The sequence below is a fragment of the Mesorhizobium sp. EU05-FHT14A09 genome (genome assembly GCF_058790995.1).
On the sequence record NZ_JBYTDF010000004.1, the window covers coordinates 339,158 to 352,676 of the forward strand.

General features: G+C 62.4%; 5 protein-coding genes. All 5 read right to left on the reverse strand.

The window, feature by feature from the left end; translation table 11 throughout:
* Positions 1 to 59 precede the first annotated feature (59 nt).
* Complete coding sequence (locus AC3WTO_RS16705) at positions 60 to 992, reverse strand: DMT family transporter (RefSeq protein ID WP_492461864.1); 933 nt, start codon at positions 990 to 992, stop codon at positions 60 to 62.
* A gap of 137 nt (positions 993 to 1,129) precedes the next feature.
* Positions 1,130 to 2,074 carry an AraC family transcriptional regulator gene (locus tag AC3WTO_RS16710; protein ID WP_492461865.1) on the reverse strand — a complete coding sequence of 315 codons (945 nt, stop codon included), beginning with the start codon at positions 2,072 to 2,074 and terminating at the stop codon, positions 1,130 to 1,132.
* A gap of 40 nt (positions 2,075 to 2,114) precedes the next feature.
* A complete protein-coding gene (locus AC3WTO_RS16715; RefSeq protein ID WP_492461866.1) occupies positions 2,115 to 2,651 on the reverse strand; it encodes an invasion associated locus B family protein in 537 nt (178 codons plus the stop codon).
* Between the two features lie 89 nt (positions 2,652 to 2,740).
* Positions 2,741 to 11,524 carry a beta strand repeat-containing protein gene (locus AC3WTO_RS16720; protein ID WP_492461867.1) on the reverse strand — a complete coding sequence of 2,928 codons (8,784 nt, stop codon included), beginning with the start codon at positions 11,522 to 11,524 and terminating at the stop codon, positions 2,741 to 2,743.
* A gap of 10 nt (positions 11,525 to 11,534) precedes the next feature.
* A complete protein-coding gene (locus AC3WTO_RS16725; protein WP_492462119.1) occupies positions 11,535 to 13,232 on the reverse strand; it encodes a ShlB/FhaC/HecB family hemolysin secretion/activation protein in 1,698 nt (565 codons plus the stop codon).
* Positions 13,233 to 13,519 lie beyond the last annotated feature (287 nt).

Genomic DNA, 13,519 nt, shown 5'->3' on the forward strand with positions numbered 1-13,519 from the left:
TCCCTGTTCGAGTTCGGCCCCCGGCTTGGTTTGGCGCCAGCGCCTGTTGGAATGGAGTCTTAGGCGCCGGGCTTTCTGCCACGCGGCAAAAGCCCGGATGCCGCCATCGCTCCGATGACGACCAGCAACGCGCCCGACGCGACGCTGGCCGAGACGGTCCCGACGCCGAGAATGGCCAGGAGAACAAGCGAAGCTAGCGGCGTCAGATAGGCGATGCCGGATATCGTCGCCGTGTAGCCCGTGCGTACAGCACGATCCCACAGCGCATTGGAAAGCGTCAGCGGTGCAATGCCGATGCCCACAATCGCCAGCCATTGGACGGATGACAGGTTCGCGGGTGCCTCGAACACCCAATGGAACCCCAACGCCAGCATCGCGAGCAGCCCCATTGAAGGGCCAACGACATCGTGCGTTTCGCGGCCGTATGAACGGATGACCGCATAAACGGCGAAGGCCAGACCGCTGAAGAAAGCAAGCAGGATGCCGGTTATGTCGAGGCCTCCTTCGAAAGCCGGCCCGATCGCAAAAGCCGCGCCGGTGAAGGCTGCCGCGATGCCAGCGAGTTGGCCCCACGCCAGCCACTCCTGACGGAGCCTCGCCATCATGGTGACCAGCAGCACCGGCCAGAGATAGGAGATCACATTGGCTTCCGCCGGCCCTATCCTGCGGATCGCCAGCAGATAGAGGATGTTGTTGGCCAACAGGCCGATCGTCACGACCGCAAGCGTTCGTGGCGGTGTCGAGAAAAAACCAGCCGCTTTGCCTTGGGCGGCCGAAAGGCTGAACGAAACGACGAAGCCGACAGCGGCGGCCAGCCCGAATATCAGGAACGGCGGCGCCGGGGTCGCCGCGGTGGCAAGGCTTGGCCATGTCGCCCACAGCAGCACCGCGCCAAGCGCAAGGCCGGCAGCCCTCGCCTGCGGGCCAAAGGGAGGCAGTCGCTCGATCAGCGTATCGAGCCTGAGGAGCAGGGATGGTGATGCAGCATTCATTGCAGGACCCTAGCATGGCCACAGGCGTCGAGCGACCGCATCCCGCCCCGGCTGCCGAAGCGCACCGCGATCACGAAAAGCGGGACGACCGCCGGCTGTCTTTTGCTGATCCCGCAGGTTGGAACCCAGCAATCCTGCTACGCCTGCCGAGCGCTGCCAGGAGGCATACCGTAAGTGTTGGCGAAGAGCCTGTAAAAGGTTGCAAGGCTGTCAAAGCCACTTGCATAGGCAATCTGCGTGATGGACAGCGATGGCATTTCCACGAGCAGCCGGTGCGCCATTTCCAGCCGCATGGAAGACAATGTCCGCGCAAAGGACAGGCCTGCGCGCTCGAACAGCATGTGCAGTTGTCGCACGGAGATTCCGAGTTCGCCCGCAACCACTGCCGGCGTGACGTTGGGCCGATGCTTGTCGCGCTCCAGGACTTCGAGAGCAAGGTAATGCACCCCTGCCCGCACGGCGGCACGCACTTCCGGCTGCTTCGGGTTCAATTCGCCACGCGTCGCCAGAGCCAGTCTGGCGACATGGACGATGTCCGCAGTGGGATCGATGATCCTGGCGCGAGGGGAGACGAGCGCATCGAACAAGGCACGAAATGGACGGATGAATTGCGGGCCGGAAGAGAGCTTGGCCGCAAAGAGGCCATCGACGGGCCGTCCCAGGGTCAAATCTCCCTGCAACGGGATCTTCAGCAGGCGAAAATGGAAATCATTTTCCGTGTTCGGCGTTCCGGCGAAAGGCAGATCCGAATGGCTGACTGTCATGTCGCCATCCCAGACCATACAGATGCGGTCACGTCCGGCATTGAGCAGACCGCTGCCCCGCACCTGATGCCCCAGACACAGGCTGTCTCCCGCCACCTTGGCGATATCAGATGCGGTCCGGCTGACCCGATACGCGGAAGCCCGCATTTCCGACGCAATCGCACCACCGACCATATGCGCTCGGAAGGACCCGTGAAACCGGCTGCGGCTTTCCGGCGCAACCTCTATGGTAACGCCGAACAGGTTCTTGCCCCGGATCTCCCGCCAGTATTCGAAGCGCTGCTCCGGAGCGATATCGTCCGTGGAGAAACTGAGCATCGAAAGCTCCCGACCGGCAAATGCTATGACGAAGGCCTTCTTACTTCGTCAGATCCGCTATCCTGTTGAGCGCGTTCGACAAGCCTTTGAGCGACACGGCAAGCGTCATCGGCTGGTTCGAATTGACTGCGGTGATGTTGATGTTCAGCATCTTGCCGACGCGTAGCTTGGCAATCATGTCGGCACTGAAATCGAGCGGCACCAGGCAGCCCTGCGGCAGACAGGTGGTGAACGCTATGGCAGCGCCGGGCGTGCCTTCATCGATCCTGAGCTGGGCGCCCTGTGCAAGCGAAAGCCCGAGCGGCAGGAGGAGCACTCCGCCATGCTTGCCGTCCTGTGCCTTGCCGATTTCGATCGTCAGCACGGTCTGGTTGGTCTGCTTGTTGGTCTGTACCTGGCGGGCAACGCAGGCAGGGACTTTCTCCTGCATCTGGCAGGCCACGCCCCAATCATCATAGGTCTCGACCAGCGAACTCGCGCCGCCCGGCAGCGGCGCAGCGGTCGCAAGACCAGCTGTGATTGCGAGCGCAGCTGCCACAAATGGACCGCTCAACAAAGGAAACCGGAATGCAGTCATTCGAATGAACCCTCTATGGTTGAAGACTGATCGCCCACGCGGACGGTTTGAGGTCGCCCCGCCCGTAGCCCGCGAAAGCCGATCAGACTTTAGTGTCTCGTCCTCGCCGGCAACAAGATACAGCGATTGCTATCGAAGCAAATGACCGTTCCGTCGAAACGCGGATCTTCCGTCATAACGCGGCTGCCATCGGCAGTTTCGGCATTGCCTGTCCGGATCGAGCGGAGCGGTATGAAGCGACCCGTGTCAAAGGCCGCCACCACTGAGCTTGCCGTCGTACCGGGTTCAAAACTCGCAGCTGGCTCCACCGACAGGATTCCAGGAACAAAAGTCGCGCTGTAGTTGGCGGAGGCCTGCAGCGTGCCCTGCGTTACTGCGTAGGCTCCTGGCTCGCTGAGACTCGTCGCCGTCGTGGCTAGGCTGCCGGACAGCGTATCGCCATTGACCAGTCCGGCACCTCCTACCCTGTAGGTGAGTGCAGGATTGGAGAGTCCGTAGCGGCGGCGAAGCGAATCCGCCACAACGATTATGGCGCGTTGGGTAACGGTTAGATTCGCACCGGTGTAGCTGATGGTATAGTTGGCGTTAGCCAGCGACCCCACAGCAATGCCGTAAGTGCCGGCATCGGCGTATTGCGTCGCCATCGTCGCCAGCGATCCGAAGAGCGTGTCGTTGTTGACGAGGCCGGTGACGCTGTAGGTAAGCGTCGGGTTGGCATCGCCGTAAGTCTTGGTCTGCGTATCGGCTCTTACGGCAATGACGCGCTGGCTGACGGCAAGGTTGGCGCCGGCATAGGTGATGGCATAGTTCGACGAAGCCGCAAGCGAGCCCTGGGTAATGGCATAGTTGCCGACATTGCTTGTAGCGCCGGCTGCCGAGGCGAGACTGCCGGACAATGTATCGCCATTGACAAGACCTGCGCCGCCAACGGCATAGCTCAACACCGGGTTGGCATCACCATAGGTGCGGCTCTGTGCATTCGCCGTCACCATGATAGCCCGTGGGGTGATCGACAGTGCGGACGCATTGCCGCTCGCCTGGACGAACACATAGTTGCCGTTGTTGACGGTCAATCCCGAGCCGACGATGCCATAGCCGCCAACGGCTGACGTACCGTTCGCGCTGGTTGAGAACGCCAGGGTGCCACTGAGCGCCGATGTCAGCGTATCGCCGTTGACGAAGCCGGTCACGATACCGGAGAAAACCGGGTTGGCATCGCCGTATTGCCGGGATGCAGCACTGGCCGCGTAGGTGAGCGTTGCCGGCGTGATGGTCAGCGTGTTGCCGCCATAGCTGATGGCGTAGTTCGGATTGTTGGTGCTGGTGATGCTGCCCTGGCCGATGGCATACCCGCCGGCAATCACATGCTCGCCCGCGGTGCGGTCGAGCGCGCCTGACAGAGCATCCCCATTGACCAGGCCATCACCACCGACAACGTAGCCGAGTGCCGGGTCGGCACTGCCATAGATCTTGCTCTGCGCATTGGCCGTCACGGTAATGGCCCGTGGCGTGATCGACAGCGCGGTGGCGTTGCCCGCAGCCTGGACGAAGGCATAGTTGCCGTTGTTGGCGGTCAAGCCGGAACCAATGACGCCATAGGTGCCGATACCGGACGTGCCGCCGGCGCTGCTTGAGAATGTCAGGGTACCGCTGAGCGCCGATGTCGGCGTATCGCTGCCGACAAAGCCTGTTACCGAACCGCCAAGAAGCGGATTGGCGTTGCCATAGGCGCGTGTCGCCGCATTGGCGGCATAGGTCAGCGTCGCTGGCGTGATCACGAAACTGGCCGGGTTCGCAGCCATCGCCAGGGTGTAGTTTGCACCGGCCGACAGCGTGTTGAGGGTGTATGCATAGGGTCCGCCGGCCACGGTCTCGCCGAGCGCTCGTCCGAGCGCACCGCTCAAGACCAAGCCGTTGTCGTCGATGCCGAGCGCGGCATTCACTACCTGTCCGCTGGCATTGTAGTTGAACAGCGCCGGATCCGCGCCACCATAGATCTTGGACTGGCCGGCATGTGGGGTAATGGTCAGGGTTGCCGGCGTGATTGTCAGGGTGCTGCCGGCATAGCTGATGGCGTAGTTCGGATTGTTCGTGCTGGTGATGCTGCCTTGGCCGATGCCATAGCCGCCTGCAATCACGTTCTCGCCTGTGGTCCGGTCGAGCGTGCCCGCCAGGGTGTCGCCGTTGACCAGGCCATCGCCGCCGACCACGTAGCCGAGTGTCGGGTCGGCACTGCCATAGATCTTGTTCTGCGCATTCGCCGTTACCGTTATGGCGCGTTGCGTGATCGACAGCGCGGTAGCGTTGCCGGCCGCCTGGACAAAAGCGTAATTGCCATTGTTGGCTGTCAGGCCGGAACCGTTGATCCCGTAGGCACCAACCCCGGTTGCGCTGCTGGCACCGGTCGAGAACATCAGGGTGCCGCTGAGCGCCGATGCCAGCGTATCGCTGCCGACGAAGCCGGTCACGGAGCCTTCCAGAAACGGATTGGCATTGCCATAGGCACGCGTCGCCGCAGTGGCGGTGTAAGTCAGCGTCGCCGGCGTGATCACGAAACTGGCTGGGTTTGCAGCCATCGCCAGCGTGTAGTTTGCACCGGCCGACAGCGTATTGAGGGTATAGGCGTAAGGTCCGCCAGCCACGGTCTCGCCGGTCGCGCGTCCGAGCGCGCCGCTCAGGACCAGGCTGCCGTCATTGATGCCGAGCAACAGGTTCAGGATCTTTCCGCTGGTGCTGTAGCCGAACGTCGGATCCGCGCCGCCATAAATCTTGGACTGGCCGCCATCTGGGGTGATGGTCAGAGTTGCCGGCGTGATGGTCAGGGTGCTGCCGGCATAGCTGATGGCGTAGTTCGGATTGTTCGTGCTGGTGATGCTGCCCTGGCCGATGGCATAGCCGCCTGCAATCACGTTCTCGCCTGCGGTCCGGTCGAGGGTGCCCGTCAGGGTGTCGCCGGCCACAAGTCCCATGCCAAGGACAGCATAGGTCAGCGCCGGGTCGGCGTTTCCATAAACCTTGTTCCGCGCGTTTGCCGTCACGGTGATGGCGCGTGGCGTGATTGCGAAGCTTGCCGGGTTCGCTGCCAGCGCCAGCGTATAGTTCGATCCGGCGGACAACATGCCGAGCGTATAGCCGTAAGGACCGCCGGTCACCGTCTCACCTGCGGTGCGCGTCAACGCACCGGTCAGGCTGAGACCGCTGTCATCGATGCCGAGCATTGCGTTCACCACCTGGCCGCCTGCGGCATAGCGATAGATCGGATCCGCGTTGCCGTAGACTTTGGACTGGCCGCTGTCAGGCGTGATGATGAGTGTCGCCGGATTGATCGCGAAGCGGGCCGGGTTTGCCGTCATCGCCAGCGTGTAGTTCGATCCAGCGGAAAGTGTATTGAGCGTATAGCCGTAAGGTCCGCCAGCCACCGTTTCGCCAGCCACGCGCCCCAGCTTTCCTGCATAGCCAAGACCACTGTCGTCGAGACCAAGCGTCGGATTCACCACTTGGCCGTTTGCGGTATAACCGAAGATAGGGTCCGTCTGACCGTAGATCTTCGATTGGCCGCCGTTGGGCGTGATCGTCAGCGTTGCCGGCGTAATTGCGAAACTGGCCGGGTTGGCGGCCACAACCAGGGCATAGTTCGCGCCGGCGGAAAGCGTGTTCAAGGTGTAGCCATAGGACCCGCCGGCCACCGTTTCACCCGCGATGCGTCCCAATGCACCGGTGAAGCTGAGAAGGCTGTCGTCGATACCAAGCAAAGGATTTACCACCTGCCCGCTGGCCACGAAGCCGAAGGTCGGGTCCAGATGACCGTAGATCTTGGACTGGCCGCCATTCGGGGTGATCGTCAGCGGCGCGGGCGAGATCGTCAGCGTGTTGCCGCTATAGCTGATGGCGTAGTTTGGATTGTTGACGTTGGTGATGGAGCCCTGGCCGATGGCATAGCCGCCAGCGACGACGTTTTCGCCGACGATACGGGTCAGTGCTCCCGTCAGGACGTCGCTGTTGACGAGGCCATTGCCACCGACCGTGTAGCCGAGCGAGGGATCCGCACTGCCATAGATCTTGGTCCGGGCGTCGGCAGTGACCGTGATCGGTCGTGCCGTGATGCTGAGATCGGCTCCAGTGAAGCTCGTGATTTGGTAGTTGGGGTCCCCGAGATTTCCCTGGGAGATGCCGTAGTTACCGACGCCCGACGCCTGAACGGCAGAAGTCGCCAGAGCTCCGCCCAGGATGTCGCCGTTGGCGAGACCAAGGCCACCGACAGTGTAGGTCAGCGACGGATTTGCGGCGCCGTAGATACGCGATGCCGCATTCGCCGCCACCGTGATCGGCCGTGCGTTGATGAGGAGGTTGGCCGGGGTATAAGCCGTGATCTCGTAGTTGGAATGGCCGAGACCTCCCAACGAAATGCCGTAACTGCCGATGCCGGATGCCTGGGTGGCCGAAGTGGCAAGTGATCCGAGAAGGACGTCACCGTTGACGATGCCGGAACCGCCTACCGCATAGGTGAAGGTCGGATTGGCATCGCCGTAGTAGCGCGACTTTGCATCGGCCGTGATCGTGATCTTGCGCGCCGTGATGGTCTCGTTCGCGGTCACATAGGTGATGGCGTAGTTCGAATTGCCCAGCGTTCCCTGGTTGATCGCGTAGTTTCCGACACCGGTGGTGGAACTGGCAAGTGTCGACAGCCCTCCGGTCAGCACATCACCATTCAGCAGGCTCCCGCCGGTGACCTGATAGGTCAGCGTCGGATTGACGACATCGCCATAGACGCGTGTTTTCGCGTCGGCAGTAACGGTGAGCGGGCGCGCGGCAACGGTCAACACGCCGGGAATATAGACCAGCCGATAGGTGTTCCCCGAGGCGCTGGTCACCGTCGCGCCGGAAGCTGTGATGGTATAGTCGCCGACGTTGGAGAACTGACCCACCGAGGTGAACAGGTTGGCCAAGGTCGCGAAGCTGTCGCCGGGCCGCAGGTTGCCGTAGTAAGTTGCCGTCAATGACGGGTTTACATCGCCATAGTAACGCGTGACGGCGTTTGGCGAGATGGTCAGCACCGTCAGGAAGGCGTAGAGTTCAGGATAGTGCGCAACGGCAGAGCCGTTGTTCTGGCCGACCTGGTTCGGTGGTGCCCAGACACCCTGGAAATCCCATCCGCCAAAGGTGGTCCCGTAACTTGAGAGATCCTGCAATTGCGCGGTGGTCAGCCCGGCAGCGCTGAACGTGAAGAAGTTGCTGCCATAGCCCTGGGTCCTGCCGGTCGTCATCGTATCCCAGAAGGAGTTGGTGACAGACCCGATGACACTGTTGTACCCGACCAACCCGCCCACATCGGTGGTGCCGGCGACGGCGCCCGTTGCGTAGGTTCGGATAATTGAGCCGTGGTTGTAACCGACAAGGCCGCCGATCGCGGAGCTGTTCGAAATGCCCGTCACTGCACCGGTCGCATAGGCGTCGCTGATGACTGCCCCTGATTGGCTGATGCCGACAAGGCCACCGACATTGCTCAGGCCGCTGACCGTCCCGCCGGCATAAGACTGGCTGACTGTTCCAAACTGCCCGCCGACGAGACCACCCGCATTGGCGCCGGTCGCTGCCACCGACGCCGTCGAGTAGCTTCGCGAGATGGTGCTGACATTGATGCCAACCAGGCCGCCTGCATTTTGCGCCCCCGCCACGGTGCCGCTCGAATAGACATCGGTAATCAGGCCAGCGTTCCGGCCGGCGATTACGCCAACATTGTTGTTGCCCGATATCGCCGCATTCAGGACGCCGAGGTTCCTTATCGTCCCACCCGACCCGATATAGCCGAACAGGCCCGTGGCATCGCCTCGGACGATCGACAGGTTGGAAATGGTGTGGCCGCCGCCGTCAAACAGACCCTGGAAATTGGCCGCACTGCCGATCGGAACGAAACCATAGCCGTCGCCAAACACATTGGAAGTAAACCAATTGCCTGACGTCCTGCCCAGCGCAGCGGCAATATCAATGTTTCGCATCAGCGTATAGTTCGCGGAGGGAGCGAGAGCCGCGAGCTGCAACTGATGTGCATTGGCAATATTCGTCGAATACTCACTCAGCAAGAACGGCCGCGTCGCACCGTTCCCACTGGCGTTGTTGAAAGAACCATCGGCGTCAATGATGACAAATCCGGCTCCGCCGGGCGTGGTGCCGAAGGTCAGGCCAGGCATATTGGCTTTGTTGGCAAACTGGGCCGTCGTCAGGCCGACGGCTTGGAATGTTCCCGCAGCGGCGCCGATGCCGTTGCTCTTGCCCGTGGTCTGCGTGTCCCAATAGGAATCGGTGACGCTGGCGCCATTCGTAACGTCGTAGCCAACCAGCCCGCCGCTTTGCGGATTGTATGTGGCGCTGACGGCACCGGTCGCATAGGACTGCGTGATGGGGCCCGCATTGGCGCCGGCAAGACCACCCGAGACATAGCCCGCCACATTTCCCGTCGCATAGCTCTGGGAGATCGCCGCATTGTTCATCCCGACCAGACCACCCGTCGCGCCGCCTTCGCCGTAGACGTTGCCGGTCGCATATGAACCGACGATAGGCGCGCGGTTGTACCCGACGAGGCCGCCCGAACTGTCCCCTCCGAAGCCTTGGCCACGATAGGTGTTGCTGACATTCCCGGTGGCGTAGGAATAGCGGACTGCTCCGCCTTCGTGATCGCCGACGAGGCCGCCCGAATACCGCCAGCCTGAGACGGCGGCGCCTGAGAAAGAATTGGTGATGGTGCCGTAATTCTGGCCGACGAGACCACCGACATAGACGTAGCCGGTTATTGCCCCACCGATGACGCCGAAATTCCTGATCTGGCCGGAATTGCCGGAGAACAAACCAATCAGGCTGGTCGACGGCCGGTTGATCGTCAGGTTCGAAACCGCCTGGTTCTGTCCGTCGAAGATACCGCTGAAATAGGTGCCCGAGATCGTGTAGTTGCTGGTGTTGAGGGTGAGATTGCCGATCGGCAGGAAGCCGGCGCCACTGTTCCAGGCGGATGTCACACTGGCATCGATATCGCGCCCCAGCGCGTAGCTGCCGGACAGGTTGTTGCGGACGTTCTGCAGGTCGTAGACATTGTTCACCAGCATGTAGCCGGTGAGCGACCCGCCGCCGATGATGTTGCTGCTGTAATCGGTAGCCGTGGTGTAGCTGGTAGCGTTGACGGATGGTGATCCCGGCAGATTGCTGGCCGGGTTGTAGTAGACGCTGACCGTGCCCGCTGTCGACACTTGGATGCCGCCGCCGAACGACACCGTGCCGCTGCCCATGCCACTGTTGTCGGCGCGCAAATTGACGTTGGCGCCGCCGGTGTTGGCGATGGCGGCATTGACATTGATGTTACGATAGGCGCTCAGCGTCAGGCTGTTGGTGCTGGACCAGTTGATGGCGCTGGCCACGGTGATGTCGCCGGCTTCCGTTCCGGCGCTGCCGAAACCGCCGGTGGTGACGGTGACGTTGGCCGAATTGAGTGCCGCCTGCAATGTCGCGACATTGATAACGCTGGTCCCGGTTGGCACGAAGGTGGTCGTACCGCCCGAGGTGGTCGCACCCTGGCCTGTGTTGGCTGCGTTCGAGATGACGATATTGTAGGGATCGAGCAGCAGCGTGCCGAACGTGCCTTTGGGCGCGGACAGATCGGTGACGCCACCGTAGTTCAGCAGCCCATGGCTCGAGACTTCCGCCTCGCCACCATTGCCCGACACCGCCCCGCCCCGGGCCGAGATGCTGCCCGAGAAGCTCGTCTGAGTGTCCGACCACAGCACGATGTCGCCACCATTGCCGCTCTCCGCCGCATCGGCCCTGATGGTCGTTGCCGCATCCACTGTCAGCGTCTCGGCGTGTTTCGTCTGCCCTTTGCCCTGGCGGTCGCCACCGATCTTGATGGTGCCGCCCCCGGTCCTGCCGGAGGCATCGAGCTTGGCGCCGGCGAGTTTTACCGCGCGGCCGGTCACCACGATCTTGCCACCCTTGCCGGCGGCGTTGCCGGCATCGACCTTGCCGGAAACAGCGACCTCGCCATCGCCGCCAAAAAGAACGATGTCGCCGCTCCTTCCAGCCACCCCCCTCGCCTCGATGGTGCCGGACATGTTGACGGCCTGACGGGCCATCTCGCGCGCCGCGGCGGCCTTCAATTGCACCGTGCCACCATTCGCCGATATCTTGCCCCGATTGGACACCAGCGCCTGCTTGCCTTCGGCCTTGGTCGGGATCGCCACCTGCAGGAAGCCGTCGCCCGACAGGTCCAGTGTCGCCTGTTCGCCCGAACCCAAGGCGGCCTTGCCCATCGGCACGGTGATCGTCCCGGAATTTTCGACCGAGCCGCCGATCAGCGCCATGTAACCGCCGCGCTCGATGGTGATCGATCCTGCATTCGTTACCGCGGCAGAGGCTCCGTTGCCGGCGAAAGTCCGCTTGCCGGCCATGAAATCATCGTCAGAGATGCCGAGCGTCGACGCGACGAAGGCGCCGGTGTTCACCGTTCCGGTCGCAGTGATGGCAATGCCGTTCGGATTGATCAGGTAAACCTGACCGTTGGCGGAGAGCTGCCCCGCGATCGTCGAGGTCGTCGAACCGGTGACACGGTTGAGGATGGCCGAATTGGCGTCCGGTTGGACGAAAGTGACACTGTTGCCCTGGCCGATGCCGAAACTCTGCCAGTTGACGACGGCATTGCCGCTGTTCTGGTTGACCGTCAACGCACCATTTGTAGGCGCTCCGATCGTCACGCTGCCAGCCGCCACCTGGCCGCCTGTGGGCAAGGACTGGGCGAGAACCGGATTGATGCCGAAAAGAGCGGTCGTCGTCAGCAGCGTGACAAGTCGCGCTTTGCGCGAATCGAAGCGGAATTCCTTGGAACCAGCCATGGCGAAAACCTTAGAATTGAAACGCTGCCGAGAGCGTGAAGCGGTTCTTGTTGTCACCATCACCGAAACGCTCGGTGCGGCCATACTCGAGATTGAGGTTCATGGCGGATGCGCTGGACGGCAGCGCCGCTCCGAACCGCAGCCCCAGGCCGTAGGCAGCGCCCTGCGCCGACGCCACCTCAAGCACGGTGGGCTGGTGCAACCGCACGCCGCCATAAGCGCCAAACAAGTAAGGCGAGATGATCACGGCCGTGTTGGCAACACTCGGCAGGCTTGTCACGAAGGGGAACTGCGCTTCAGCGCGCAGCACGAAACCATCGTCGCCTTGCATGGTGCCGGAAGGAAATGACGAAAGCCCGCCGAGGGAAGCAAGCCCGATCTGCTCTGAATTGAGCAGCGGCTGGCCAAAGGAGGTCTGAGCCTTGGCTCGGAAATCCAGGGTCAGATGTTCGGCGACCGGCTGACGATAGCCGGCACTCACCTCGACCTTCTGGAATTCGGCGTCCGCTCCCTGGCGCGACAGCGGCGTATTGCTGGCTTTGGCTTCGGCGGCATCGCGGGCACCCAGCCCGTCGATGCCGAAGGACGCCGTGACACCGGCGCTCAGAAGGGCATCGCCCGCGACATACCAGGAGAAATCGGTGCCGGCCCGCAGGATGCGCAAGCGATCCTTCGATATGGGAAAGCCACCCAGATTGGCGATGCTGAGATCTTCGTTCTGCGCATCGAAAGCACCAGTCAGGTTGAGCGTCAGGTCGCGAGAGCGGATCAGCGGATAGGCAAGCCGTGCCGAGTAGCGCTTGAAATCGGACATCAGGGCCAGCCCACCGATCCCGGCCTCCGGGAGCGTGCGCGAGGCGGTCGCTTCAAGGTTGAGGGTGAGCCCGTCGATGCCGAGAGGGAAAGTGACACCGCCGGCGAGAGAACGGTTGCGCGGCCTGTCCGACGAGAAGCCGTGTTCGCGATCGAAACGCGGAGCGCCGGAAGCGCGCAGATAGAAGATTTCGCCGAGGCCCAGCAGGGAATTGAACTCCACGCCGAGACCGGCATTGTAGCGGCCAAGCTGCCGCGACAGGGTGTTGTCGAGCGTGAGTGAACCGCTGAATGGGCGATAGCGCGCCTCGATCGTCAACACACTGGCGCCGGCCTTGCTGCCTTTCGACAAAGTCGAACGCAGTGCCGTACCGGGTGTATCTCCCGCGAGCAGGAGTTGCCGCTCTATAACGGTATTGGTGAGGCCTTTCTGTCCAGCGAGTGGCGCCAGCACTCGCGCCACGCGGTCTCGAATGGTCGGCGACAGGCTGGATGTGTCGATCCGCTCCAGGAAGCCATCGATGACGACGATGCGCAGGACGGCTCCATCTTTCAGGCGCTGCGCCGGCAGGATCACGCGCACCAGGCCGTACCCTGCTGCGGCATAAGCCCGCTCCAATTCGCCGGCGGCTGCAAACAGATCCGCCGCGGTCACCGTACGTCCGGATAGGTGCCCCGATATCCGTGCCTCATCGGTCGCAAGCGCCGGAAGGCCGCCCTCGATCACCACCCGGGAAAGGTTGACGTTCAATTTTTCCGCGCCGGAGGGCGCGGTCGGCCCGGAGGTCTCGGGAAGATCGAAACCGCCACCACCTCTTTGCAACGGCGGCTGAAATGTCGGAGGAGTTACCTGCGACGCGGTCTGCGCCAGCGCGCCACCGCAGAGCAGGATCACCGCCAAGCCACTTCCCACGACCGACGCCGCCGGAAGCATTGCCCCCCGCCGGTCTCTGTTCCTTGAAGTCAATTTTCCCCCGCCGGACGCCCGTTGCCTGCAGGGCGATCTTAAATCAGCCGGAGATGAAATGACTTCTCATTCAGCGCAAAAAGCGCGCGAAACCTCGACTTTTTCTGGGAGGATTGGGGTGGTCGACGCCGGTACGGCTACCAACTCGAGCTGATATCACGCGCCTCATCGTTTGGGGACAGCAAGATCATTACCGGAATTGCCGGACTTCCAGG